Source organism: Corynebacterium sp. HFH0082 (genome assembly GCF_000411235.1).
GTDB classification, from domain to species: Bacteria; Actinomycetota; Actinomycetes; order Mycobacteriales; family Mycobacteriaceae; genus Corynebacterium; species Corynebacterium jeikeium_D.
On the sequence record NZ_KE150404.1, the window covers coordinates 1,825,582 to 1,851,462 of the forward strand.

The 25,881-nt window shown below is 60.5% G+C and carries 20 protein-coding genes; 16 read left to right on the top strand and 4 right to left on the bottom strand.

Going from position 1 to position 25,881, the window contains the following annotated elements:
* Positions 1-9 precede the first annotated feature (9 nt).
* The 10 genes from HMPREF1206_RS07915 (at position 10) to HMPREF1206_RS07960 (ending at position 11,323) form a co-directional block, all read left to right on the top strand.
* Positions 10-1,038: a YafY family protein gene (locus tag HMPREF1206_RS07915; protein ID WP_016422799.1), complete on the top strand. Its 1,029-nt coding sequence runs from the start codon at positions 10-12 to the stop codon at positions 1,036-1,038.
* On the top strand, positions 1,038-2,069 hold the full coding sequence (locus tag HMPREF1206_RS07920; protein ID WP_016422800.1) for a YafY family protein: 1,032 nt from the start codon (positions 1,038-1,040) through the stop codon (positions 2,067-2,069). Before HMPREF1206_RS07915 ends, HMPREF1206_RS07920 begins: the two co-directional genes overlap by 1 nt.
* A 74-nt stretch (positions 2,070-2,143) precedes the next feature.
* Positions 2,144-2,494: a Sec-independent protein translocase subunit TatA gene (tatA, locus tag HMPREF1206_RS07925; RefSeq protein ID WP_016422801.1), complete on the top strand. Its 351-nt coding sequence runs from the start codon at positions 2,144-2,146 to the stop codon at positions 2,492-2,494.
* An 18-nt stretch (positions 2,495-2,512) separates the two neighbouring features.
* Complete coding sequence (gene tatC / locus HMPREF1206_RS07930; protein WP_052317815.1) at positions 2,513-3,739, top strand: twin-arginine translocase subunit TatC; 1,227 nt, start codon at positions 2,513-2,515, stop codon at positions 3,737-3,739.
* Positions 3,740-3,763: 24 nt separating this feature from the next.
* Positions 3,764-6,550 (top strand): RNA helicase, encoded by a 2,787-nt coding sequence (locus HMPREF1206_RS07935; protein WP_016422803.1) that lies wholly within the window; start codon positions 3,764-3,766, stop codon positions 6,548-6,550.
* A gap of 89 nt (positions 6,551-6,639) precedes the next feature.
* On the top strand, positions 6,640-7,755 hold the full coding sequence (locus HMPREF1206_RS07940; protein WP_016422804.1) for a Xaa-Pro peptidase family protein: 1,116 nt from the start codon (positions 6,640-6,642) through the stop codon (positions 7,753-7,755).
* A 32-nt stretch (positions 7,756-7,787) separates the two neighbouring features.
* Positions 7,788-8,552 (top strand): SDR family NAD(P)-dependent oxidoreductase, encoded by a 765-nt coding sequence (locus HMPREF1206_RS07945; RefSeq protein ID WP_016422805.1) that lies wholly within the window; start codon positions 7,788-7,790, stop codon positions 8,550-8,552.
* Positions 8,549-9,775: a bifunctional cobalt-precorrin-7 (C(5))-methyltransferase/cobalt-precorrin-6B (C(15))-methyltransferase gene (locus tag HMPREF1206_RS07950; RefSeq protein WP_016422806.1), complete on the top strand. Its 1,227-nt coding sequence runs from the start codon at positions 8,549-8,551 to the stop codon at positions 9,773-9,775. The genes HMPREF1206_RS07945 and HMPREF1206_RS07950 overlap by 4 nt, the downstream gene beginning before the upstream one ends.
* A gap of 46 nt (positions 9,776-9,821) precedes the next feature.
* Positions 9,822-10,595: a precorrin-4 C(11)-methyltransferase gene (gene cobM, locus HMPREF1206_RS07955; RefSeq protein ID WP_016422807.1), complete on the top strand. Its 774-nt coding sequence runs from the start codon at positions 9,822-9,824 to the stop codon at positions 10,593-10,595.
* Positions 10,583-11,323: a cobalt-precorrin-6A reductase gene (locus tag HMPREF1206_RS07960; RefSeq protein WP_016422808.1), complete on the top strand. Its 741-nt coding sequence runs from the start codon at positions 10,583-10,585 to the stop codon at positions 11,321-11,323. The genes cobM and HMPREF1206_RS07960 overlap by 13 nt, the downstream gene beginning before the upstream one ends.
* Positions 11,324-11,326: 3 nt before the next feature.
* Here the strand turns inward: HMPREF1206_RS07960 and cobJ are convergent, their stop codons facing one another.
* Genes cobJ through cobG form a run of 3 tightly spaced genes read right to left on the bottom strand, consistent with a single transcriptional unit; the run spans position 11,327 to position 14,778 of the window.
* A complete protein-coding gene (cobJ, locus tag HMPREF1206_RS07965; protein WP_016422809.1) occupies positions 11,327-12,937 on the bottom strand; it encodes a precorrin-3B C(17)-methyltransferase in 1,611 nt (536 codons plus the stop codon).
* 3 nt (positions 12,938-12,940) lie between these two features.
* Positions 12,941-13,591, bottom strand: a complete 651-nt coding sequence (locus tag HMPREF1206_RS07970; RefSeq protein WP_016422810.1) for a precorrin-8X methylmutase — start codon at positions 13,589-13,591, stop codon at positions 12,941-12,943.
* An 11-nt stretch (positions 13,592-13,602) separates the two neighbouring features.
* Complete coding sequence (gene cobG / locus HMPREF1206_RS07975) at positions 13,603-14,778, bottom strand: precorrin-3B synthase (protein ID WP_042388712.1); 1,176 nt, start codon at positions 14,776-14,778, stop codon at positions 13,603-13,605.
* Between the two features lie 251 nt (positions 14,779-15,029).
* Here cobG and HMPREF1206_RS07980 point away from each other — a divergent pair, with 251 nt between their 5' ends.
* The 6 genes from HMPREF1206_RS07980 (at position 15,030) to HMPREF1206_RS10990 (ending at position 25,249) form a co-directional block, all read left to right on the top strand.
* Positions 15,030-16,592 carry a lipase family protein gene (locus tag HMPREF1206_RS07980; protein ID WP_016422812.1) on the top strand — a complete coding sequence of 521 codons (1,563 nt, stop codon included), beginning with the start codon at positions 15,030-15,032 and terminating at the stop codon, positions 16,590-16,592.
* 173 nt (positions 16,593-16,765) lie between these two features.
* A complete protein-coding gene (cobN, locus tag HMPREF1206_RS07985) occupies positions 16,766-20,416 on the top strand; it encodes a cobaltochelatase subunit CobN (RefSeq protein WP_042388717.1) in 3,651 nt (1,216 codons plus the stop codon).
* A 98-nt stretch (positions 20,417-20,514) separates the two neighbouring features.
* A complete protein-coding gene (locus HMPREF1206_RS07990) occupies positions 20,515-21,135 on the top strand; it encodes an FxsA family protein (RefSeq protein WP_016422814.1) in 621 nt (206 codons plus the stop codon).
* A 38-nt stretch (positions 21,136-21,173) separates the two neighbouring features.
* Positions 21,174-22,862 (top strand): apolipoprotein N-acyltransferase, encoded by a 1,689-nt coding sequence (gene lnt / locus HMPREF1206_RS07995; protein WP_016422815.1) that lies wholly within the window; start codon positions 21,174-21,176, stop codon positions 22,860-22,862.
* Positions 22,863-22,874: 12 nt separating this feature from the next.
* A complete protein-coding gene (locus tag HMPREF1206_RS08000; protein ID WP_016422816.1) occupies positions 22,875-23,687 on the top strand; it encodes a polyprenol monophosphomannose synthase in 813 nt (270 codons plus the stop codon).
* Between the two features lie 368 nt (positions 23,688-24,055).
* Positions 24,056-25,249, top strand: a complete 1,194-nt coding sequence (locus tag HMPREF1206_RS10990; protein WP_231367154.1) for an IS30 family transposase — start codon at positions 24,056-24,058, stop codon at positions 25,247-25,249.
* A 177-nt stretch (positions 25,250-25,426) separates the two neighbouring features.
* Here the strand turns inward: HMPREF1206_RS10990 and HMPREF1206_RS08010 are convergent, their stop codons facing one another.
* Positions 25,427-25,816 carry an RNA polymerase-binding protein RbpA gene (locus tag HMPREF1206_RS08010; RefSeq protein WP_005511311.1) on the bottom strand — a complete coding sequence of 130 codons (390 nt, stop codon included), beginning with the start codon at positions 25,814-25,816 and terminating at the stop codon, positions 25,427-25,429.
* Positions 25,817-25,881: the final 65 nt, after the last annotated feature.

Below are 25,881 nucleotides of genomic sequence, written 5' to 3' on the forward strand. Positions count from 1 at the left end.
CCCACAGTCGTGTCTGTCCCACCGGTATCGGAAAGCCCCGGATCCGCTGCGATCAGTGAGAACCAACGCCAGGTTCAACTGCTGTTGGCGCTTGCCGACGACACCGGGTGGGTCAGCGAGTCGTGGATCTCCAAACATGTCGAGGGTTACTCCCGTGTTTCCGAGGATTCCCGGGCTCGTTATTTACGTGCGGACACCGCGGCACTCCTGGCAGCCGGGGTCCCGGTGGAGGTTTCGTCGTCAAGCGCGGGCGATAAGGTCAAGCGTCTGCGCCTGAACAGACTGCGGTGGCCCCGGCACGACCCCGAGTTCACTGAAGCGGAGGCTTCGGTGGTTTTCCAGGCGGCGAATGCGGCGTTTGGTTCGGAGGAGCTGAGCTCGACGGCTGTGGCGGCGTGGCGGAAGCTCGCATCGTTTGCGCAGCGCAGCGCCATTGCGAAGCCGGATGAGTCGGTGGTGGTGGCCGATGCGGTGGATATGAGTCGAGTGGATTTCAGCACACTGCTGACTGCAATGACCTCGCCGCGCCGGACAGTGGAGATGTGGTACTCCCGCCAGTACGGCGTGGATGATGAACTGCGCATGCTGGAGCCGTGGGGTCTGATTAACCTGCGCGGGCGCTTTTATGTGTTGGGCTTTGATCCGCAGCGTGAGGCGGCGCGTATGTTCCGGCTCAGCCGTATCCGCGATGTGTCGGATACAGGGACGTCGGCGACCCAGCCAATGCCCGATGGTGACTTGCAACAGATTGCGGAAAACATGTTGCACCGCGGTGGCAAGACCTATCAGGCGGTTGTTCGTATCGCTCCGAATACCTGCGCTGATGTGGTGATGAAAGCGACCGCGTTGGGGGATGGGCGCTACGAGCTGCCAGCGGCACCTGTGAGTGAGATTGTGTCCGCAGGTTTGAGTTACGCACCGGATTTGATTGTGGAATCACCTGAAGAGGCACGGTCGGAGATTATTGCTCGGTTGGAGCAGGTACTCGCTCGCCATGGCGGATTGAATGGTGCGAAGAACGCTTTGGAGGGCAACTAATGACAGTGCATGCAGCCCGGGAACTTGACGCAGGTGTCAGCGTCGACGAGTTGTTGGCGGTCGTACCGTATTTTTCGCAGCACCGTTCAATGACAGAGGCCGCTACCGAGCTGGCCATTCCTTTCGCCCGAATTCGGGCAATCGTGGAGCAGATTGCCGACATCGACCAGCCGGGACTCCTCGGAGTGCGGGCTTTTGAAGTTGATTACCGCAACAGCTTTGATGTCCGTATTCGCCCTCAGGCAACGGTGCTCAGCCAGCCACGTGCGCTCACAGCCGAAGAAACCGCGACCTTGCTGCTCATCCTGGAAACCATCGAGGACTCCGCAGCCACCACTTCCTCCGAGGCCGCGCAGACGGCCGCGACAAAACTACGCAGTGCTCTGGGAACAAACGTCCCCATCATTGACTCGACCGCCGCGGACGATGGCAAATCCTTTTCCTATTCTGAGCAGATTTACGCCGCACTGCATCAGCGCAAGGTGTTGAAGGTGCGCTACCGGAATGCCTCAGGGCAGGTTACAGTCCGTGAGCTTGACTGTGTCAACGTTTATACAGTTGAGTCCACGACGTATCTCCGCGCTGTCGACCGTGCGCAGGAAGACCGTCGCCAGAAGAGCTTCCGCGTCGACCGCCTGGAGGCCGCCGAGGTCCTCGACACTCCCGCCGGTTTCCACCGCCCAGAGCCTGTCGATATCCGTGATCCCCACGCCTTTGGTGCGGAAACGGGAACGTCCGAATGGGCGAGTGTGCTTATCGACGCCGATGCTACGTGGATCGCAGACTATGAACCGGTCTTCTTTACTGAAGATGAGGGAGAAGAAGAGGATACCGAACCGGTCTCTGACCAAGGCTTAGGGCAGTCGAAATTTGCCGCTGACGTGCCCATGTCCGACCTGGCTGCAACAGTCTCCTTTGTGCTCCGCCGTTCACCGAGCGTAAAAGTCACTGAGCCCCTAAAATTGAAAAACGCCGTTGTTGCGCGAGCTTCCGAAGCTTTGGCAGAGTATGGTCGAAACGACAAAGCTTAAACTAGAGCTTCTATCGCGCACAATGTGGCAACTTGCCACTTGTATTTGTATTCATTTGAAAGGTCTCTAAGCGGATGCCGAACCTAGGTCCCTGGGAAATCATCATTATCCTGGTCGTTCTTGTTTTGCTCTTTGGCGCAAAGAAGTTGCCGGATGCCGCTCGTTCGCTCGGCCGCTCCATGCGTATCTTCAAGTCCGAAGTCAAGGAAATGCGCAACGATGACGAGCAGCAGGAGCAGGCTGCAATCCAGCAGGCTCCGCAGGCCCAGCCACAGCAGCCGTACCAGCCGCAGCAGCAGTACCAGCAGCCGGCGCCGCAGGCTCAGCCGCAGCAGCAGTACCAGCAGCCGGCGCCGCAGGCTCAGCCGCAGCAGCCGTACCAGCCGCAGCCTGGCCAGAACAACCCTGGCCAGCCGCAGCAGTAGTAGAAGGCCGGTTGAAGCGTGACTTCAGCTACATCCACATCACGTCCTCGGAAGCGCCAACGTAAGCGCAATCCCGAGGGCGTGATGACTATTGTCGAGCACATTCAAGAGCTCCGGCGTCGTCTCGTTCTCTCTCTTGCTGGTATCGCCGTTGGCACTGTTGTGGGCTTCATCTGGTACCAGACCGCCTTTACAATTGGCCAGTTCCGCATACCGTTTACCTCGACCGATGTCGGTCCGCTGCACTTTAAGTCCCTGGGTGAATTGCTCAAGGATCCGTACTGTCAGCTTCCACCCGAGATGCGTCTCGGCGGCGGCGAGGGTGCGGAGTGTCGTCTGCTGGCGACCAGTCCGTTCGAAATGTTCATGCTGCGACTAAAGGTCGGCGCGTTGGCCGGTCTGGTGATGTCGTCGCCATGGTGGCTCTACCAAATTTGGGCCTACATCACCCCTGGCTTGGTTCGGAAGGAACGCCGCACCACCCGCCGAGTTGTGACTGCCGCAGCACTGCTGTTTGTCATGGGTTCCGTCCTGGCTTACTTCGTTGTCGCCTTCGGTTTGGAGTTCTTGCTTCAGATCGGTAAAGAAACGCAGATTTCTGCACTCACCGGTTCGCAATACTTCGGTTTCGTCCTCGCACTAATTCTGGTTTTCGGAGTCAGCTTCGAAGTTCCACTCTTCGTGGTGATGTTGAATATGGCGGGCGTCATTACCTACGAGGGCATCAAGGACAAACGCAGCATTATCATCATGTCGCTGTTTGTCTTTGCGGCTTTTATGACCCCAGGTCAGGAACCAATATCTATGGTCGCAATGGCGACGGCGCTGACATTGCTGGTGGAAGTCGCAATCCAGATTTGTCGCCTCCATGACCGTCGTAAAGCAAATGAGCGTCCGGAATGGCTGGATTTGGATGACGAACAAGGCTCCGGACCAATCACGGCCTCCGGTCCAATTGGCTCTACTGGCGGTATCGGTGACGTGGGCGGCATCGACGCCCCGACTTCAGTAAGTGCGCCGACGTCGATTCAGCCGGGCGGCATGCCGACGGCATCAGCGGCCCCGACGACCTCTCCGGTCTCTGGCCCCACGCCAGTGAACGCGCCGACGCCGACGCGGGCATCCCAGATGCGTCCTACTCGCAATTCGCGTCCACCACGGCCACAGGGCATGATTCCGGAGACTCCGATGCCGACGCAGGACTTGCGAAATCGTCCGACGAGCGACTTTGATGATGTTCTCTAGCGCGGTTTATGACACTCTAGAGGCATGACTCTTCTCGGCGATTTCGTCAGCCAACAGGATTTCGATCTTGACGACTTTCAGCTCCGCGCCTGCCAATCAATTGAGGCAGGGCGGGGCGTTGTCGTCTGTGCACCCACCGGTGCGGGCAAGACCATTGTTGGCGAATTCGCTATTTATGCAGCTCTTGAGCGCGGTGGCAAGTGCTTTTACACCACACCTATCAAGGCGTTGAGCAACCAGAAGTACCACGACCTAATCGAGGACTACGGCGAGGACCGCGTAGGCCTGCTCACTGGCGACACTTCTATTAATGGCGACGCGGACATCGTGGTGATGACCACCGAGGTGCTGCGCAACATGATTTATGCGGACTCGCCGACGCTGAAGAGGCTCACGCATGTGGTGATGGACGAGATTCACTACCTCGCAGACCGCGAGCGCGGCGCTGTCTGGGAAGAGGTTATTTTGAACCTCGACCAGTCCGTGGCCGTCATCGGTTTGTCCGCGACGGTGTCCAACTCCGAGGAGTTCGGCCGCTGGCTGTCCACGGTGCGCGGGCACACGGACGTCATTGTCACGGATCTGCGCCCGGTTCCGCTGCATCAGCACATGCTGGTGGGAAACCGGCTCTATCCGCTTTTCGAGGCGAAGTCGGACAAGGTCAATCAGGACCTGTTGGAGGCGTGCCGTCGTGCCGAGTTCGGCTACGGCGACGCTGGGGCCAGGGAGCGCTACCAGTACAAAAAGCACAAGGGCGGTGGACGCTCGTATAGCTGGGGCGATAAGGGGCAGCGCAAGTTCCGCCCGCCGAAGCGCGGCGATGTTATCCGCATGCTCGGTTCCATGAACATGCTGCCCGCAATTGTTTTCATCTTCTCCCGCGCGGGCTGCGAAGGCGCGCTGGCGCAGGTCGGCGCTACTCGCGCAGAGCTCACTGACCGGGATGAGCAGGAGCGCATCGCCAAGATCATCGATGACGGTGTTGCGCACATTCCGAAGGAAGACCTGCAGGTTCTCGGCTTCCTGCGCTGGCGCCGCATTCTCATCCGTGGTTTTGCGGCACACCACGCGGGCATGCTGCCGGCGTTCCGGCACATTGTCGAAGAGCTCTTTAACGAAGGCCTGGTCAAGGTCGTCTTCGCCACCGAGACGCTCGCACTGGGCATCAACATGCCTGCCCGCACGGTCGTGCTGGAGAAGCTGGTCAAGTTCAACGGCGAAGCACATGTGGATCTCACGCCGGGTCAGTACACGCAGATGACCGGTCGCGCTGGCCGCCGCGGTATCGACACTGTCGGCAACGCAGTGGTGCAGTGGGCCCCGGCAATGGATCCGAAGGCTGTCGCAGGGCTGGCATCTACGCGCACATATCCGCTGATTTCCACCTTCGCGCCGAGCTACAACATGAGCGTCAACCTCCTGCAGACGCTCGGTTACGACGGCTCGAAGCGCGTCATGGAGCGCTCATTCGCCCAGTTCCAGGCGGATGGCGACATCGTCGGAGTTGCCGCCGAACTATCCAAGGCCAAGCAGGAAGCCGCGGCCCTGCGTGCGGAATTGCTCGGCAGGGGAGCCGACGCACACGCTGAAGGGTCGGAGGCTGAAGCGTCGTCGTCAAGCGAGGAAGGCAGTTCGCGTGACGACGAGCGCCTGACCCAGATGCTTGAATACCTGGATCTGCGCGCGAAGCTGACCCAGGAGGAGAAGAACGCCAAGCGCCGCAATATTGAAGACCACCACACAGAAACGGTGACCGCGCTGCGCAGACTCCGTCGAGGCGAGGTTATTCCGCTGCCGAAGGGTAAGAAGGTGCAGCTGGCGGTGGTGTACCGAGAGGACCATTCGAAGTCAAATCCACGTCCCGGTGTCATCAGTGTCGGCGGGTTCGTGGGGCGTGTGGAGCCGCATATCTTCCCAGCGGCGCCGCAGACGGTCGGCGCGATTAAGCTGCCTCGGGATGCGGACCGGCATCCGCGACGTGCGCTCGGAATTGTGCGCGCAGAGATTGGCCGCAAGGGGCTAAAGGGACCAAAGCGGCTGAAGCGTCGCACTGGTGGCAACTCGCCGGCGGTGAGGAAGCTGCGACAGGAGCTGCGCGAGCATCCGCTACATGGCGATCCTGCGGTGGAGACGATGGCTCGTCACGCCGATACGCTACGGCAGGCCGAGGCGCATGTGGCCAAGCTGCAAAAGCGCGTCGATTCCGCCTCGGATACATTGGCGCGCACATTCGACCGCATGCTGCAGTTGCTAACACAAATGGACTACGTGGAATGGCCGGAGAGCGCGGAGCCGACAATTACCGAGGAAGGCCTGCGGCTGGCGCAGATTCACAACGGCTCGGATTTGCTGGTGGCCACGTGTCTGCGCCGCGGTATTTGGGATGATCTGGACCCCGCGGAACTGGCCGGTGCGGTGTCGAGTTTGGTCTTTGAAAACCGCAAGGCCAGTCAAGGCAGTGACGAGGTGCCTACCGAGCCGCTGGCCAAGGCGCTGGGGAACACCTACCGCATCTGGGAGGAACTGTCGGAGGACGAGCGCCGTTACCGGCTGCCGGTAACGGACTTGCCGGATATGGCTTTTGCCACCGCAATTCATCAGTGGACTGCGGGTGCACCGCTGGGGTACTGCCTGCAAGCCGCCGCCGAGAGTGGCGCGGAGCTGACCCCGGGCGACTTTGTCCGCTGGTGCCGTCAGGTCATTGACCTGCTGCAGCAGATCAAGAAGACCGGCTACTCCACGGACATTCGCGACAAGTCCGCCGAGGCTATTCAGGCAATTCGCAGGGGCGTAGTGGCGCTGAACAATTAGTTGCCGGTTACGTTGGTCAGCCGAAGCCTCGCCGCCCCGAGGCCACTCAACCGGCGACGGGCACAGGCCGACGGGTACAGTTGGCAACTATGAGCAACGGTATCTTTAGCTTTGACATCTATCAGCAGCGTCTGGATCGCACTGCGGAGCTACTCCGCAGCCGCGATGCGGACGCTGCAGTCTTTGGAACCGGCGCTGACCTGCAGTATCTCATTGGTTCTGCGGTCACTTCGCATGAACGCCTGACCGCGCTGGTGGTCACTGCATCCGGCACCACCACGCTGGTACTGCCCGCTGTTGAGCGCGGGGACCTGCCACTGTGTGCAATCGGTGACCTCAATGCCGATGTGGTGTTGTGGGAAGACGGCCAGAATCCGCACCGCATTGTCGCCGACTTGGTGGGCCACGTGGGCACCCTCGCAGTGGGAGCCTCTTTGACCGCTGACCACTTGATTCCTATCCAGGATCTCACCGGAGCTAAGACTGTGTTGGCCGGAGACCTTCTGAAGGAACTGTTCATGCGCAAGGACGCCGCTGAGATTGATCAGCTGCGCGAGGCCGGCGCCGCTATTGACCGCGTTCACGCTCGTGTGCCGGGTATGCTGCGCGCAGGTCGCACTGAGCGCGAGGTCGCCGATGAGATTTCGGCTGCCATCCTGGAGGAGGGGCACGTCGCCATTGACTTCGTCATTGTCGGCTCCGCTGAAAATGGTGCGAATCCGCACCACGATTTCTCCGACCGCGTCATCGAGGAAGGCGACGTGGTGGTCGTCGATATCGGAGGCACCTTGCCGCTTGGCTACCACTCCGATTGCACGCGCACCTATGTCGTCGGCAAGCCGGGGGAGAAGGAAGCTGCAGCGTGGGCGGCTCTGCGCAAGGCGCAGGAAGCTGCCGTGGCGGCGGTGCGCCCCGGTGTGACGGCTGCAGAGATCGATGCGATTGCGCGTAATAGCCTCACCGCTGCGGGCTACGGCGAGTACTTCATTCACCGCACTGGTCATGGCATTGGCCTGTCCACGCATGAAGAGCCGTTCATTATGGCTGGCAATGAGCTCAAGCTCGAGCCTGGCATGGCGTTTTCGGTGGAGCCGGGTGTGTACCTGCCGGGTGAGTTCGGTATGCGGCTGGAAGACATCATCGTTGTCACCGAAGACGGCGGAGAATCGGTCAATAATGGTCCGCACGATTTAATTACCGTCTAATCGAGGTTTAGAGGAAAGGTATTTTCTAGCGCATGGGACACGTACTCGTTCTTGGTGCCACCAGCGAGATCGGCGGGGAAGTTGCCGCGCGACTGGCCAACCACAACACCTTCACGCTCGCTGCGCGCCGCACTGAGGCGCTCGACGGCATTGCCGGTCGGCTCATCGACTCCGGTGCCGTCGCGGTGCACCGCATCCACTTTGATGCCGATGACATCGCGGCACACCGCCAGTTCGTCGAGCACGCCTGGCAGCACGGTCCCATCGACACGGTGATTGTCGCGTTCGGTATCCTCGGTGATCAACGGAAGTGTGAGGAGTCCGGCGAGGCTGCTGCGGCAGTCATTCATACCGACTTCACAGCACAGGCATCGATTCTCACTGAGATTGTCGCGCGCATGGAGTCCGACATCGCCTCCGGCACGCTGCCTGTGCGCGATAAGGTCGCGGGCCGCATCATGGCCTTTTCCTCTATCGCAGGTGCCCGCGTGCGCCGCGCCAACTACGTCTACGGTTCGGCGAAGGCCGGTCTCGATGGTTTCCTCCAGGGCATGCAGGACCGCCTGCACGGGAGCCATATTCAGCTGACGATTGTCCGGCCGGGCTTCGTCATCGGCCGCATGACCGAAGGCATGAAGCCAGCGCCGATGTCCTCGCGCCCCGCCGAGGTCGCGGAGGCCGCCGTCACTGCTTTCGACGGTCGGAAGCCCCACGTCTGGGTGCCGCGTAAATTGGCATTGCTCGCACGCGCCACACATCTGACTCCGCGCTGGATTTGGCGGAAGATGCCCCGATGAGCCCAAAGCTTCGCGTCGTCGGCATCGGCTGCGACGGGTACCCTGGCCTATCCGCCCGCGCTGTCGAGGCGTTGTCGTCGGCTCGCCGCATCATTGGCTCTCCCCGTCAGCTCCATTTGCTTGCCGACGTCAACCTGGACGCCGACCTCTCACCTTGGCCAGGTGGCTTCTGGAAGGATTGGCGGGCCACCCTGGCAGATATTGACCCCGCAGTCGATGTCATCCTCGCCAGTGGCGATCCCATGTTCCACGGTGTCGGCGTGTCCCTGGTCCGGGAGCTCGGCCGTGGCGCCGTGGAGGTTATTCCAGCGCCATCGTCAGCCTCGTTGGCCTGCGCTTACCTCGGCTGGCCCTTGCATGACACTCCGGTGATTTCGCTGGTGACAGGCGAGCCGGGGCTACCTGGTGCCGCGCGTGTCGTACCGGTAGCGGATTCACTACGGCCCTTCCTGGTGCTGTGCCGAAACGCGGACTCAGTGAAAGAGGTCGCTACGGTTTTAGCCGACCGCCCAGACACCAAGCTCACCGCGCTGACCAATCTCGGCGGCACGGAAGCTACAGGGCTGCCGGAGTCCGTTGCCGCAGGCACGGTGGCGAACCCACCAGTTCCAGCTGGCAACCTCACGGTGCTGGCGGTGGAGCCGTCGGGAAGCGCGCGCGGCTGGCTGCGCGACGGTGACTTTGATTCAGATGGCCAGCTGACGAAGGCGCCGATTCGCCAAATGACGGTCGCTGCGTTGGATCCGCGGCCGGGAGCGCTGCTGTGGGATGTCGGCGGTGGCACGGGGTCGATTGGCATTGAGTGGGCTCGGCACGGCGGACGTGCGGAAATTTTCGAGTGCGATGCTATTCGTGCAGAGCGAATTGCTAAGAATGTGGCGACTCTGTCTGGCAATGTGAATGTCCACCATGGCGCAGCGCCAGAGGTTTTGGCTGACTCGAATCTTCGCCCCGATGCCATTTTCATCGGCGGAGGTCTCACTGCTGACGGCATGATTGAAACCTGTTGGCAACGCCTTGCCCCGGGAGGCACCATCGTCGCAAACACCGTGACGCTGGAGTCGGAGGCTCTGCTGTGGCAGGCGCGTCGCGACTATGGCGGGGATGTCACCCGGATTTCCGTGGAGCGCGCAGGTGCAGTCGGCAGTTTCACTGCGTGGCGCCCTACGTTGCCGGTGGTGCAGTGGGTGGCGGAGAAGCCAGTAGAGCCTGCGCTACCATAGACGTAATTTCTCTGTCTAGAAAATATTGAGGACTCTGTAACTCACAATGACTGTGTATTTCATCGGTGCAGGCCCGGGGGCAGCGGATTTGCTGACGCTGCGCGCGGACCGGCTTATTCGTTCCTGCCCAGTGTGCCTTTACGCGGGATCGATTGTCCCGCCTGAGGTGCTGGAACACTGCCCCGAAGGCGCAGAGATCATCAACACCGCGCGAATGCCGCTGGATACCATCATCGAAACCATTCAGGCAGCGCATGCGGCGGGCAAGGATGTCGCACGCCTGCAGTCCGGCGACCCGTCGGTGTGGTCGGCGCTGGCAGAACAGGTCCGTCGTCTCAGCGAGCTCGGCATTGACTACGAAATCGTTCCGGGTGTGCCGGCATTTTCCGCGGCTGCGGCCGCTCTCGGCCACGAGCTCACGGTGCCAACTGTTGGCCAGTCGGTGGTGCTGACTCGTATCTCCGGGCGCGCTTCCAAGATGCCGGAGGGCGAGACCCTGGAGAACTTCGGCCGCACGGGCGCAACTCTGTGCATTCACTTGGCCGCCCACGACATCGATCGTGTGGTCGAGGAGCTCACCCCGCATTATGGTGAGCACGGTCCGGTGGCAGTCGTGGCTTTCGCATCCCGTCCGGAACAGGTTATTCTCCGCGGCACGCTGTCTGATATCGCGCAGCAGGTCAAGGATGCAGGTGTGACTCGTACGGCTGTCATCATTGTCGGCAAGGTGCTCACCGCCGAGGCGTTCCCGGATAGCTACCTCTACAGCGATGATCGTCCACGCGATGAACACGGACGGACCATTCCATGCGTGCACTAATTCTGGGTGGAACTGCTGAAGCCCGCGCCCTGGCCAAGCGCTTAGTGGGCGAGGGCTGGTTTGTCACCTCTTCACTGGCCGGTCGCGTTTCTAACCCGAAGCTGCCCGTCGGCAATGTCCGCATTGGCGGTTTTGGCGGTCCCGCAGGACTGACTCGGTGGCTCATCTCCGATGCCACTGAAGTCATCATCGATGCCACGCATCCGTATGCAGAACAGATCAGCGAATCTGCTGCTGAAGCTGCCCGCGCCACCGGTATTCCGCTTGTTGCGCTGCATCGCCCTGCGTGGGAGAAGCAGCCAGGAGACAACTGGATTGAGGTGTCCTCTATGCAGGAGGCCGCGGACGTTGTTGCCGACCGTTTCTACAGCCCGTTTCTCACTATTGGCCGTCAGCAGCTTGCTCCATTTGCCGGTGACTCCAACGGCCGTTACCTCATTCGCTGCGTGGAACAGCCCGCGCCGCCGCTGCCGAAGAATCGGAAGATTATTCTCAGCCGTGGGCCTTACGATGTCGCAGCGGAGCGCAAGCTCATGCGGGATTACGCCGTGGACTGCGTAGTGACCAAAAACTCCGGTGGTGCTGCTACCTACGCCAAGATTGAGGCCGCCCGCGACCTGAAGAAGCCGGTCGTTATCGTGCAGCGCCCACAGCTGCCCGGCGCGGATATCGCCACCGTCGCCACAACGGTGGATGAGGCGTACAACGCCGTCATCCGCCGGGCGTAGCGGCTAACGCAGCAACTCGCCAGTTCCGCTGGTGCCGCCCTCACCGTAGTGACGTGCGGTGTAGACCCGAGTGGTCTTGCCGACACGATACGCCTTCGTCGACGACGAACCGATAATCACCATGGTTCGCATATCGACGACATCCGGATCGAACTCCGCCAACGTGGTCACGGTAACGTTTTCCTGCTCCGAGCCAACTGCCCGTGCCACAATCACAGGCGTTGTCGGTTCGCGGTACTCCATGGCCAATGCGCGTAGCTCTCGAATCTGCCATCTCCGCGACTTGGATGCCGGGTTGTAGACAGCAAATGCCATGTCTGCTCCGGCTACGGCACGCACTCGCTTAACGACGACCTCCCAGGGCTTCAACCTGTCGGAGAGACTGAGCATCGCAAAGTCATGGCCAAGGGGAGCACCCACTCGACTTGCGACAGCCTGAGCAGCAGTCATGCCCGGCACGACTCGAACTGGAATGTTTCGCCACATATCGTCATCAGCGACTTCCAGCACTGCGGCCGCCATGGCGAAGACCCCCGGGTCACCGGAACTGACCACCGCAACTCGACCTCCACGCTTGGCGATATCCAGCGCCATAGTGGCTCGCTCTGCCTCTACGCGGTTGTCTGAGAGGTGGCGGCGTTGCCCGGCGCGCTCAGGAACCCGGTTGATGTAGGTGGAGTAGCCAACCAGATCCGTGGCTCGGGCCAGTTCCTCGGTGACTTCTGGGGTGGTCCAGCGCTCCGCACCCGGGCCTAGGCCGACAACGACGACTTCACCAACTGCTGGGGCAGCCGACTCAGTCGCCGTATCGGTGACTGTATCGCTCGCCGCATCATTAGCTGGCTCAGGCGCCCCAGAAACACTCCGTTCAGTTCCGTAGACAGCGGAAGGCACGACGGCTACTGCGAAGTACGGAACTTTCTCCGGGTCTGCATCGGCCAGCGGGTAGCTGGTGTGCTCATTCATGGTTGCTCGCTCGACAACGTAGGCGCGCTCGAGCATGCCTGCGGACTGCAACGCTGTACGAACCTTCTCAACGTTTTTCCCCAGCTTCATAATGACTACACAGTCTGAGGCGTCAAGAACCGCAGCGATGCGCTCGGAATCAGCGGTGGCGGGAACAACGCTGACGATTTCGGTAGCCTCGCCGAGCGGCTGACCAATCTCTGCTGCCGCCGCAGTAATGCTGGCCACTCCAGGGACAATCTCAGTGGGAAAGTCCTCGCTGAGGGCGTGATGCAGATGCTGGTACGAGCTATAGAGCATCGGGTCACCGAGCGAAAGAACTGCAACACTTCGTCCCTCGGCCAAGTGCTTGTGCAGGCGAGCAGTGGCCTCTGCATAGAAACCGGCGAGCTGCTCGCGGTAGTCGACTGGGCGCCCGGTGGTCACCGGGTATTGCAACTGCTCTTCCACGGCAGCGTCGTCACGCGCGTCAATCAGTTCGGCGGCGATTGAGCGCGCCGTGGAACGTCCGTGAGTTCCTGCATGGTAGGCGATGACATCGGCTGTGCGGATGATGTCGGCACCGCGGAGTGTAATGAGACCTGCGTCGCCGGGACCGAGTCCGACGCCGTAGAGATGACCAGGCTGAGCACTGTAGGAGCCGGACATGGTTTAGATAATCTCCTTTGCGGTGGCAATGGCATTGAGGGCAGCACAGGTGATAGCCGAGCCACCGCGACGGCCGGTGACGGTGATGTACTTCAGCTCTGGGTTTTCGGCACCGGAGTCGATAGTGGCCTGCTTTGATTCCGCGGCACCGACGAAGCCCACTGGCAGGGCCAAAATGGCAGCGGGCATGGGGAAGGAGCCCTCATTAATGCGGTTGAGCAGGTGGAAGAGGGCAGTGGGAGCGTTGCCGATGGCGACGACCGCGCCCTCTAGGCGTGGCTTCCACAGCTCCACGGCAGCAGCAGTGCGCGTGGTGCCGAGTTCTTGAGCCAGCTCGGGGACGCGCTCATCACGCAGCAGGCAGATGACCTCGTTGTCAGCAGGTAAGCGCTTGCGGGTAATACCCGAGGCGATCATGTTGACATCGGTGAAGATAGGAGCGCCTTCCTCGAGAGCCTGGCGAGCTGCGCGCACAGCTCCCGTGGAAAAGACGATGTCCTTGGCCAGGTCGGTCTGACCTGCTGCGTGAATCATTCTGACAGCGACGGTTTCCTCATCGGCATCGAAGCGGGAAAGATCGCTTTCTTCGCGAATGATGGCAAACGAGTTACGGTAAATATCCGCACCGTCGGTGTTGTACTCAAAGCGCTTCATAGGCTTAAAGCCTAGTCCACAGCAGTGACTTCGTATTCTCCGTCTCCGGTGGCGAGATAGTCGAAGTAACCGCCCTTGGGCTTGCCGCAGCGACGCTCACAACCGGAGAAGTGCACGCGCCCCTCGGGCAGTCGGCCATCGGCAATTGCGTGAGAAGCATCGCCGCGGGTGTCAGCCAGAGACTTTTTGCAGCCGGGGCGTCCGGTGCAGGCGCTGACGCGCAGCCAGGTGGACTTCCGGTCGAAGATCAGGCCATTGGGCGCCAATACCTTGACGACCTGTTCGGCAACTTCCTCTTCCAAATCGTGCAGAATCAGCGAGTACCACGGAGTGACGTGCACAGGAACTTGCGTATGCGAAATCGCACGGGCCAGACGCGCCGGGAGGACGCCAAAGCGCAGGCCAGCGGCCAGGCTAACCAGGCCATCCGGCTGGTCAATCCAACCGATCTGGCGGGACAGCCCGGCGGTGGCATCAAAGCTCTCAGCCGGGGTCGGCTCCTGGCGACGAACTCGCGCGCCCAATTCCTCGACTACGGCATCAGCAATGCGCTCGGCCGCATTGGCTTCCGCGATGCGCCAGGCTGAACCACGGCTGTCATTCCACACCTTCGCTGTGGTGATGAGAGCCTCCACGACGTCGTCACGCGAGACGACAAGCCCCGAGGTCGCGCCGCCAATGATGAGTTCGAACGTGTTCTCATCGTGGGCGACAACACCGAAGTCGGGGCGCTCACCGAGCACGTCACCGCGGCCATCGTCGAAAGCCATGAGTGTGCGACCTGGCAGTGTTGCCAGCGACGGCTCCGCGATGAGAGCCTTGTCGAACTCTTGAACCAGGTCACGCACATCAGCTTTACCGCCGACGCGACCGGACAGCGGCGACTGAAGAACGTTGCGTACGCGGTCGTGGCTGGTGGAGGGAACCAGCTTCTCTTCTTCCGCGGCATCGGCGAATGCGCCGGTGTTGGTGATGCCCCGGATCTGAACATTGCCGCGGGAGGTGAAGTGAATATCACCGTCGCCGAAATTCTCGGCCAAATCGGCGAGTACGGCGAAGCCCGGCGCGGGGAGAAAGCCTCCGGGGAAGCGCAGACGACCAATTGCGCCATCAGCTGCGATATGAACCTTGCGGCTGCCGGGGCAACCGTCCTGACGAGTGCGGGTTCCTTGATCAGATGCAGTCATACTCTCAAGAATACGCAAACACACACAGAGCTGAGCCCCCGAAAACAGGGGCACATTATCCAGCCCCTTTCCAGCCCAACGAAACCATCCTGAAGTGGAGTTTTCATACCCCTCCGCAAAAACATACAAATTCTTCACTGAAAATCCACCGATCTACCTTTTTAAAACCTTATTGTTTTCATAACCTAACTTCCTCTGAATTAAGGGAAGTTTTCATTGGGTTTTCAATCTGGGGTTATTCAGGAGATTTCATGCCACATCACGACGCTGAAGCACTCACGCACGAGGCACACGACACCGTCGGCACCGGCCGTGCCTCGACACAGACACGCTCTGCTTCACGACGAAACCGTCGCACAATCCGAACGGGAATCGGGGTAGCGTTAGCGGGTCTTATGACCATCGGTCTGGCTACCCCGGCAACCGCACAGCCGCTAAACATCCCGGACCTGTCAGATAGTGCGCTGGGGGATAAGGTGCCGTCGGTGGGCGCAAGCCGCGAATTGCCTGGCTTCGGGCATGTGCCAAATCCGAATGTCGAGCGGCTGCTTGGCATCGAGGAGGACGATGAGGAGTCTGACAGCGAGGGTGCAGGCAGGCAGCTGACCCCGGAACAGGCACGCGTGGCCGCAGCCTCTCCGCTGAATTCCCTGCCGCTGACCCCGTCGCGCACGGCAAATGCCGGCACGCTGGTCAGCAGCGAGAATGCCGAGATGATGGTGAACGACAAGCTGTGGAATGTAGATGCCAAGCGTATTCACTACAACTCCACAGATTCTCTCGGAAATCCCAGTGTCGACACCGCCATTGTGGTGACTCCGAAGACGGAGTGGAAGGGCAGTGGTCCGCGCCCGGTCGTGGCAATCGCGCCGGGCACGCAGGGTGGCGCGGAAAAGTGCGATCCTTCGGTCTCGTCACAGACCGGGTTGAAGATCGAGTTCGGCCCGATGGACATTATTGCCCCATACGAGACGATTCCGATGGTCGCAAACCTGAAGCGAGGCGCAACTGTGGTGATGATTGACCACCACCGCAATGCCCAGGGCAACCAGGACTATGTCGACAACATTGCCTCGGCACAGTCGCTGTTTGATGCCGTGTCTGCCTCACACGAGCTCGGCGTGGACAAGAAGGCACCCGTGGGAATCTATGGCTACTCCCAGGGCGGCTCCGCAGCTGCCGCAGCCGCTGAGCGCGCAGGTGTCTATGCTCCGGAGCTCAACGTCGCCGCATCTGCCGCAGGCGGCCCGCCTTCCGATCTCGCAAACGTCCTCGACCAGATTGACGGCACCACGCTGACCGCCGCGATCGCACTGGCAATCAACTCTGTCCTGGACAAGGATCCGGAGCTGCGCCGAGTCCTCAAAGAAGAAATCAGCCCCGAAGGCAAAGAACTGCTGGACAACGTAGGCAACTACTGCGCGGGTGGCTTGGGTTTCCATCACTCGTTTGAAACCACCGATCAGTACACGACTAGCGGGGAATCCCTCAGCGAGCTGATTAAGCGCTACGATCCGGTGCAGAAGGAACTCGCACGCCAGCGTGTCGGCAACTTCGTGCCAAATGCCCCGGTGTACCTCTACTCGGGTGAGCACGATGACATTATCCCTATCAACCAGGTCCGCAAGCTCCGTGATGCCTGGCTGAATCTCGGCTTCACCGACCTGGAGTACGTCGAAAACACGACTTCGCCTCTGCTGCCGAAGACTGGCCTGAACCATGTCGTTCCGATGCTCGCGGAACTGACTAATGCCACCGACTTCCTCTGGTCGCACTTCCCGGACCAGCCCGCAGAGCAGTCGCTGGAACTCTAGCAACAGGCGCTGCAGTAGAGTGATGGAGAAATCCACTGCCATGCCTCTGACGAGAAGCTCGGTGAAAATCCGCACGGTCGCGCCACTGTCACAGTCAGACCTCGTCATCGGTTAGAAGGCAGACTCCCGCCGACCGGGGACGCGTTGCTCCCCAGGAAGTGAATGTCTACACCGTGATTCTGCTGCTGTCGACCTCGGATACCGACCTTCTGTCCGCCCGCGCGGCCGCTCAGGCCAACCCGGAGGTGTCCTACCGTTGGGCAAACCCGGCGCGTCTGCTCGACGATGATTTGCCCACGCTTGCCGACGGCGCCGATGTCGTCATCATCCGACTTCTCGGTGGCCGCCGCGCCTGGGAATCCGGCATCGACTACTTTGTGAACTCCGGTATTCCCACCGTCCTCGTCTCCGGTGAGCAGGCACCCGATGCCGAACTCACCGAGTATTCGACAGTTCCCGCAAACGTCGCCACGCAAACGCACATTTACCTGGCGGAAGGCGGCGCAAAGAACCTCGCACAGCTGCACAATTTCCTGTCGGACACACTGCTTCTGACCGGTCTTGGCTTTGAAGAGCCCACTCGCATGCCGGCCTGGGGTTTCCTGGAGCGCGACTCCAAGGTGGCCACGGAAGATTCCCGCGGCACCGTCGGCATTATTTACTACCGCGCCCAGCACCTGGCGGGAAATACGCACTACATTGAGGCGCTTGCTGACGCGGTCGAGGCTCGCGGCTACGTCGCCAAGCCTATCTTCGCCGCGTCCCTGCGCACCGCCAGCGATGAACTGCTGGCAGAGCTAGCTTCCTGCGACGCGCTCATCACCACGGTGCTCGCCGCTGGCGGCAACCGCCCGGCACTCGCGCAGGCCGGCCAGGACGATGACGGCTGGGATGTCGCCGCACTCGCAGACCTGAACATTCCCATCATCCAGGGTTTGGCCCTGACTTCGTCCAAGGCGGCATGGGAGGACAACGACGAAGGTCTGTCGCCGCTGGACGTCGCAACACAGGTCGCCGTCCCCGAATTCGACGGCCGCATCATCTCGGTCGCGTTCTCGTTTAAGGAAATCGACTCCGACGAGCTCATTTCCTACGTCCCGGATCTCGAGCGTTGCGACCGCCTGGCCGGCATCGCCACCCGTTACGCCGCGCTCCGCCACATCAACAACGCTGACAAGCGCGTCGCCGTCATGCTCTCTGCGTACCCGACCAAGCACGCCCGCATCGGCAACGCTGTCGGTCTGGACACACCAGCATCCACGTTGAAGGTGCTGCACGCGCTTGCCGACGCCGGATACAACCTCGGCGACACCACCAAAATCCCCGGATATGCCACCGCCGAGAATGGTGCCGATGAACCAGATGCGTTCATGCACGCCATCATCGAGGCCGGCGGCCAAGACCCGGACTGGCTGACCGAAGAGGTTATGGAGGCAGCCGAACTCCGCCTGCCCGCTGCCACCTACGAGAAGTTCTTCGCTACCTTGCCGGAAGAACTTCGCTCCGACATGCAGGACAAGTGGGGTGCCGCGCCGGGCACCCTGTACGTCCACCCGGATACCCAGGACATCTACATTGCGGGCCTGACCTTCGGAAATGTCGTGGTCATGGTGCAGCCACCGCGCGGTTTCGGTGACAACCCGGTGGGTATCTACCACGACCCGGATCTGCCGCCGACGCACCATTACCTGGCCTGCTACCGCTTCCTGTCGCTGTCGCAGGCGCAGGGCGGTTTCGGCGCTGATGCCGTGGTTCACATGGGCAAGCACGGCAACCTGGAGTGGCTGCCGGGCAAGACCGTCGGCCTTTCCGCTTCCTGCGGCCCGGATGCTGCCATCGGCGAGCTGCCAATGATCTACCCCTTCTTGGTCAACGACCCGGGCGAAGGCACACAGGCCAAACGCCGTGCTCACGCCACTCTGGTCGACCACCTCATTCCGCCGATGGCCCGCGCCGAATCCTACGGCGACATCACCCGTCTGGAACAGCTTCTCGACGAGCACCAGAACATCTCCGCCATGGACCCGGCCAAGCTGCCGGCCATCCGCCAGGAGATTTGGACGCTGCTGACCGCCGCGAAGATGGACCGCGACCTCGGCTGGGACGAGCGCCCGGACGAGGAGGTCTTCGATGACATGCTCATGCATGTCGACGGCTGGCTCTGCGAGATTAAGGACGTCGCCATCCGCGGTGGCCTCCACGTGCTCAGCCAGGCACCGGAAGATGAATCCCTGATCGGCACTGTGACCACCATGTTGCGCGCCCGCCAGCTGTGGGGCGGCAAGCAGACCCTGCCGGGCCTGCGCGAAGCTCTCGGCCTGGCCGAGGATGGCACCGATGAACGCCACGCTGTGGACTCTATCGATGCACTGGCTACGGCGCTGGTAACCGCCGTGGTGAAGAATCCCGACCAACCGGTGACACAGATCGCGGCTGATGTGCTCGGCTCCGAGGAATTTGCCGATATCGCGGCACCAAACGGCCTTGATCAGGTTGTCGAGCTGCTGCAGTTCACCCGCGACGAAATTCTCCCGCGCCTGGCTGCTACCGCCGAGGAGATCCCGCGCATTCTTTCCGCTCTCGATGGCGAATTCGTTCCAGCTGGCCCCTCTGGTTCACCACTGCGCGGCCTGGTCAATGTACTGCCGACTGCCCGCAACTTCTACTCGGTTGACCCCAAGGCGGTGCCGTCGCGCCTGGCTTGGGAAACCGGTGTTAACCTCGCCGATGGCCTGATTGAGCGCTACCGCGCCGACCACGGTGAGTACCCCAAGTCGGTTGGTCTGTCGGTGTGGGGCACTTCCGCCATGCGTACCTCGGGCGATGACATCGCCGAGGTGCTCGCGTTGATTGGTGTGCATCCGGTGTGGGATGACGCATCTCGCCGTATTGTCGGCCTTGAGCCGATTCCGCTGGAGGAGCTGGGCCGCCCGCGCATTGACGTGACCGTCCGTATTTCCGGCTTCTTCCGTGATGCGTTTCCGCATGTTATCGACCTTTTGGATGATGCGTTTCAGCTCGTCGTCAAGCTTGATGAATCCGATGAGGACAACTACGTGCGCGCCCATGCGAAGGCCGACCAGCAGGAGCGCCCGCGTCGCATCTTCGGTTCCAAGCCGGGCACCTATGGAGCTGGCCTGCTGCAGCTGATCGATTCCGGTTCCTGGCGCGATGACGCGGACTTGGCAAAGGTCTACACGACCTGGGGTGGCTACGCCTATGGCCGCGGCGTCGATGGGGAAGAGGCAGCTGACGACATGAAGACGGCCTACCGCCGTATTCAGGTTGCCGCGAAGAATGCCGATACCCGCGAGCACGATATCGCCGACTCCGATGACTACTTCCAGTTCCACGGCGGCATGATCGCCACGGTCCGTGCACTGACGGGTTCCGCTCCAGAGGCGTATGTGGGAGATTCCACGCGCCCGGACGCCGTGCGCACCCGCACCCTGCACGAGGAGACTCGACGCGTCTTCCGAGCCCGCGTAGTCAACCCACGCTGGATGCAGGCCATGCGTAACCACGGCTACAAGGGCGCCTTCGAAATGGCCGCAACCGTCGACTACCTCTTCGGTTACGACGCGACGGCGCAGGTCATGGATGACTGGATGTACGAAACGCTTACCGACGAGTACGTTGCGAACCCGGAAAACCGCGAGTTCTTTGAACAGTCGAATCCGTGGGCTTTGCACGATATTTCCGAGCGCCTGATGGAGGCCGCCGAGCGCGGTATGTGGGAAAACCCCGACCAGGAACGCATGGATCTGCTGCGCCAGACCTACCTGGATACAGAGGGCGACTTGGAGGAGCGCGCTGACCGGTAGGTAACCGCTAGGCGACCGGTAGGCGACCGCTAGTCGTGGTCTAACCGGCCGATAGCCGTAACCACTTGCTCATCTAGTGGCGGTTACACTGGGGAACTATGAGCAAGTGGTTCACAATTATTTACCTCATCGCCGAGATTGCGGCCTTTATCGCACTTGGTGAATGGATTGGCTATGGCTGGACCGTCCTGCTGGTTCTGGGTCTATTCATTCTGGGATTGGTTTTCGCCGCCATCGAGTTCAAGCGCATCTACCAGAAGTTGCTGCTGGATACTTCTCGTACTCTTACTGAGTACGGACAGAAGCATCCGGAGGAGGCAATCAAGCGCTCGGCAAAGGGCGCGGGACACTTTGTGGCTGACTCGGCAATTCTGTTGGTTGGCTCTTGGCTGATTGCCCTGCCGGGCGTCGTCACCACCGTTGTTGGTTTCCTCATGGTGCTACCGCCGACTCGCTGGCTGATTCGTAAGAGCGGATCGGTGGCGCTGCTCAACGGACTCCGCAACTTCAGTGACCGCAGCATGATGGTGGTCTCTCAGTACGGCATGAACCCCGGTGCTCCAGGAACTGGCGCTGGTGCTGGCGGTTTTTCGGGTTTCCCTGGATTCTCTGGTGGTTTCCCGGGTGCGGATGGCAAGGCCTTCCCACAGGATAAAATCGTCCCACCGGCACCGGACAACGCCTGGGATGATGACCAGGACGACAGCGACAAGCGCTAACTCAAAAACTCGCAAACGTAGAGAGTTCTCTTATACAAGTGCACACTAACCGCCAAGCGCGCTCCAGCGAGCACGGGAACGTCGCTCAGAAAGACGCTTCGAAAGGCATTCCGGAGAATCCGAATCGCTGGCAGGCGCGCTTTCGCGCGCTTACCCCACTAAAGCAGCGCCTCGTTCTCGCCTTCATTGCAATCCTCGCTGGTGGATTGCAGTTCTTAAGCTATGCGCCCATGAGCTGGTGGTGGACGGCCTGGATCGGCCTCGCCCTGCTCATTTTTGCCTTCTTCTGCGCAGCCGATTGGAAATCCAGCGTAGTGGTGGGCTTCAGCTGGGCAACAGCGACGGCACTTTTCTCACTGCCGTGGATCGGCTCCTTCGTCGGCATTGGCCCCTACGTGGCGCTCTCAATTGTGCTGGGTCTCCTGACAATTCCGGCGGCGCTTGCGATGTGGCTGATTGCCCAATCCAGTTTCCCCCTCGCGCTGAAGCTCCCTGGCATGGCCGCTGCGCTCGTGGCAGGGGAGGCGCTGCTAGCCCGCTGGCCTTTCGGAGGCTTCCCCTGGCTCCGCGTTGCCTGGGGGCAGGTCGACGGCCCGCTGGCCCCAGCAGTGGCAATCGGCAGCACTGCATTGGTCACTTTCCTCGCTGCTTGCGTTGGTGCGGGACTGGTCGCGCTCACGCTACGTTCCTATGCAACCTCCGCTGCGCTTTTGGTGGGAGCGTTATTCGTCGGCTGGGTTCTTCCTGCGTGGACCCAACCACTGCCTGAGCCTACGGCCGCTGACAACACCCGTGTCGCGGTTATCCAGGGCAATGTTCCTCGCCTCGGTTTAGAGTTCAATGCCCAGCGCCGCGCAGTCCTGCAAAACCACGCCGATGCCACCAATGAGCTGGCACGACGTGTCCACCAAGGTAAGGAACAGCAACCGGATATCGTCATCTGGCCCGAAAACTCCTCCGATGTCAGCCCGTTTACGGATGGGGAAGCGGCACGCATTATCGAAAACGCCGCGATGAATATTGGCGCTCCCATCGTGGTCGGCACCTTTACCTACACCGATGGGGTGCAAAACACCATGGTGGTCTGGGATCCGCAGACCGGCCCCGGCGACCAGCACGAGAAAATCTATCTCCAGCCCTTCGGCGAAACCATGCCATTCCGCGAGCTACTGCGCCACTTTTCCGACATGGTCGCTCACGCCGGAGACATGACTCCGGGCAACGGCGATGCCGTGGTCACAACGCCAGGCACAGATGGTTTAAAGAAGGTCAATCTAGGCGTGGCCACCTGTTACGAAGTGGTCTTCGATGGCGCCTTCCGCAACGCGGTCAACCACGGCGCAACCATGCTGGCCACGCCCACAAATAACGCCACCTTCGGTTTCACCGACATGACCTACCAACAGCTGGCCATGAGCCGCATGCGAGCCATGGAGTTCCAACGCTCCACGGCCGTCGCCGCAACCAGCGGTGTGAGCGCGATTGTGGATGCGCACGGAGACGTCGTAAAGCAGAGCAAAATCTTCGAGCAGAAGGTACTCACTGAAACTCTGCCTCAGTACGCCCACCTGACTTTTGCAGCCCGCTTCGAGACGTGGATTGAAGGTCTACTGACCGCATTCGGTATTCTTTGTGTGGTTGGTGCCGTCCTGCGTCGCCGTGGCGGAGATGCCAGGGCAGGCGCAGATGAAGTTGATGGCCGGGATACTGAGCAGAACATGCACTAAGGAGAATCACGAGTGACTGCCCTAAATGAGTCGACGCTGGTTGTCATTCCCACTTTCAACGAGCGGGAAAACCTGCCGGGCGTGATTGCACGCCTGCGCGCAGCGGAGCCTCGCGTCGACATTTTGGTTGTCGATGACTCTTCACCAGACGGCACCGGTGAGCTCGCCGATGAAATCGCTGCCGCTGACAAGTCGGACAACGGCGAAGAACACATCTACGTCCTGCACCGCGAGGGCAAGGGCGGTCTCTGGGGTGCGTACCGCGCGGGCTTCGCTTGGGGTCTCGAGCGAGACTACGAGGTTCTCTGCGAGATGGATGCCGACGGCTCCCACGCACCAGAGCAGTTCCATCTGCTGCTGGAGAAGCTCGAGGACGGTGCCGATGTCGTCATCGGTTCCCGCTACATTCCGGGCGGCAAGACCGTCAACTGGCCAATGAGCCGTCAGGTTCTCTCCCGCGGCGGCAACCTCTACATCTCGCTGGCGCTCGGCGCGGGCATCTCGGATATCACCGCTGGCTACCGTGCTTATCGACGGGAAGTTCTCGAAACCCTTGACCTCGAGAACATTGGCAAGGCTGCGTACCTGTTCCAGACCGAGCTCGCTTTTGAGGCTGTACAGGCGGGCTTCTTGGTGGAGGAGGTTCCGATCACCTTTACTGAGCGCGAGTACGGCGAGTCCAAGATGGATGGCAGCTTTGTGAAGCAGTCTCTGCTGCAGGTCACCAAGTGGGGATTCAAGCACCGCTCGCAGCAGGTAAAAAACCTGGGGTCGGAGATTGGTCGCCTGGCTGGTCACGAGTTTAAGCAGCGATTCCGCAAGTAGGGCTAGGGCAGCCCCAAAGATTGCGGCCTGCCCGTGTGGAGACGGGCTGCCTGTATGACTGCGGGCTGCCTGTATGAATGGGGGCTGCAAATGTGAAACTGACTTAGTTTATGACAGTTTCAAGCCATTTTTCAGGCGGTAGGTTCAGGCGGTGAATGCATCACCACTTTCGACCAGGAGAAGTAGTGAAGCAAACCCGCCGAACGAAATACAGTGCCATCAAACCCATTGCGCTTCAACACATCGCCAACGGGGCATCAGCAAGCGCGGTTGGGCGCGATTTAGCGATTCCCTCACCAACTGTCAGGCGGTGGGCGCGACAAGCCGGAATTGCGATTCAGCACCAATCGCACTGCCCGAAGTTATCGATGATGGATAAGCACCGCGTGATCTACGAGATGCTTATGGCCGGCACATATAGTGTTGCCCAGATTGCCGCGCAGGCTGGGGTGTGCACAACCACGGTGTACAACCGGCGGGCTAGATTAACCACTATGAATACCCGCAGTCGGATAACACCTGGTGATGTATCTCGTGTTGGCGCTGGTCGGCGGCTAGGGCTGGCGGAACGCTTAATTATTGCCGATTGCCTGCGGGCAGGTCATTCGCACCGGCGTATCGCCCAGATAGTCTGTCGTAGTCAATCCACTATCAGTCGTGAAATCGCACGCAACAGCGTCGATGGTATCTACGATGCCTATCACGCTGATCAGGCCAGCCGCGGGCGTCTTGCTCGTCCAAAGCCGCGCAAACTCGATGACAATCGATTCTTACGCGCCCAGGTTGTCAATCTGCTCAACCGTGGCGCCTCGCCGCGTCAGGCCAGTGGCAGGTTGGCTGCACTGTGGGGTGATAATACGTCCATGACTATTAGCCACGAGTCGATTTACCAGGCCCTTTACGTACAAGGGGCAGGCAGCTTGCGCAAAGAACTTGTGTTTGAAAAGTCCTGCCGGACTACCCGGCCAGGGCGTAAACCCCGCTCGCTTCTCGCAGGGGTGCCCAAGCCACGTGGAAAACGCTGGACTCATGATGCCAATATTTCACTTCGCCCAGCCGAAGCCAATGATCGTGCGGTACCCGGTCATTGGGAAGGCGATTTGATTATTGGCGCAGATGGCACCAGTGCTTTAGCGACGTTGGTGGAACGCCGCAGCAGGTTTGTGCTGCTCGGCAGACTCGGCACTGACCATACTGCCGCCAGTGTCAATGAGGTGATGGTACGGATGATTCGTCGGCTCAAAGAGTCGATGGACACCACGATTTCGACGTTGACCTGGGACCAAGGGGTGGAGTTTGCCAAACACACGGAGTTTTCTGTCGCGGAGAATATCCAGGTGTTTTTCGCCGATCCGCATTCGCCGTGGCAGCGAGGTAGCAATGAGCGGATGAACCGGGATATCCGGTTTTATTTCCCCAAAGGCACCAACTTTACCGATGTCACCGACCAAGAGGTCGCCGAGGCGGAAGCATTGCTGAATAACCGGCCGCGGGTAGTGCTCGACGGGTTAACTCCCCGGGAGGTAATCTCTGGTGTTATCCATGATGCAATGACCGCCTGACCCTACCAGGCCATTTTTGTCATAAACGCAGTCAGTAACTCGGCTCGACCCGCCGCAGCCAGGCACCAACGAAAAATGGGTCCGAATAAGGGGCAAAACCTTATCCGGACCCGAATTTCAGTGTTTGATTGACGCCTACAAAGCTCTAAAGCTCACTAGCGCAAACCAGCTCAAACCTTAAGCGTTCTTCTCTGCTTCTTCGGCTTCCTTCTGAGCCTTCAGCAGGCGAGCGGCGTTACGACGACGCTTGCGCAGCAAGTCAACGCGCTCATCCAGCAGCACGTCGAGCTCCTCAATGGAGCGGCGCTCACGGAGCATGTCCCAGTGAGTCCTCGGCGGCTTCACCGGCTTGGCTTCAGTGCCTTCGCCTTCAACCAGCTCACCAATCTGGCCATTCTTGCACAGCCATTCACCTGGAATTTCCGCGTCATCCGCGAATGGGACCTCGAAGATCTCACCGGATTCAGTGCGGTAGCGGACCATCATTCGCGGCGCGAGGTCATGATCGCGATCGGTCTCATACGAAACGGCGCCCATGCGACTGCCACGAAGAACTCGATCTGCCATGTGGAACGTGCCCCCTTTGGTAGAAATACTAGACCACACATTATAACGCCTTAATCTGTATTCAT

Bases quoted from the DNA above. Each gene is read 5' to 3' on its own strand.
- HMPREF1206_RS07920 (WP_016422800.1), top strand. From the start codon at position 1,038: ATGACAGTGCATGCAGCCCGGGAACTTGACGCAGGTGTCAGCGTCGAC.
- tatA (WP_016422801.1), top strand. From the start codon at position 2,144: ATGCCGAACCTAGGTCCCTGGGAAATCATCATTATCCTGGTCGTTCTT.
- HMPREF1206_RS07935 (WP_016422803.1), top strand. From the start codon at position 3,764: ATGACTCTTCTCGGCGATTTCGTCAGCCAACAGGATTTCGATCTTGAC.
- HMPREF1206_RS07940 (WP_016422804.1), top strand. From the start codon at position 6,640: ATGAGCAACGGTATCTTTAGCTTTGACATCTATCAGCAGCGTCTGGAT.
- HMPREF1206_RS07945 (WP_016422805.1), top strand. From the start codon at position 7,788: ATGGGACACGTACTCGTTCTTGGTGCCACCAGCGAGATCGGCGGGGAA.
- HMPREF1206_RS07950 (WP_016422806.1), top strand. From the start codon at position 8,549: ATGAGCCCAAAGCTTCGCGTCGTCGGCATCGGCTGCGACGGGTACCCT.
- cobM (WP_016422807.1), top strand. From the start codon at position 9,822: ATGACTGTGTATTTCATCGGTGCAGGCCCGGGGGCAGCGGATTTGCTG.
- HMPREF1206_RS07960 (WP_016422808.1), top strand. From the start codon at position 10,583: ATGCGTGCACTAATTCTGGGTGGAACTGCTGAAGCCCGCGCCCTGGCC.
- cobJ (WP_016422809.1), bottom strand. From the start codon at position 12,937: ATGTCCGGCTCCTACAGTGCTCAGCCTGGTCATCTCTACGGCGTCGGA.
- HMPREF1206_RS07970 (WP_016422810.1), bottom strand. From the start codon at position 13,591: ATGAAGCGCTTTGAGTACAACACCGACGGTGCGGATATTTACCGTAAC.
- cobG (WP_042388712.1), bottom strand. From the start codon at position 14,778: ATGACTGCATCTGATCAAGGAACCCGCACTCGTCAGGACGGTTGCCCC.
- HMPREF1206_RS07980 (WP_016422812.1), top strand. From the start codon at position 15,030: ATGCCACATCACGACGCTGAAGCACTCACGCACGAGGCACACGACACC.
- HMPREF1206_RS07990 (WP_016422814.1), top strand. From the start codon at position 20,515: ATGAGCAAGTGGTTCACAATTATTTACCTCATCGCCGAGATTGCGGCC.
- HMPREF1206_RS10990 (WP_231367154.1), top strand. From the start codon at position 24,056: ATGATGGATAAGCACCGCGTGATCTACGAGATGCTTATGGCCGGCACA.
- HMPREF1206_RS08010 (WP_005511311.1), bottom strand. From the start codon at position 25,816: ATGGCAGATCGAGTTCTTCGTGGCAGTCGCATGGGCGCCGTTTCGTAT.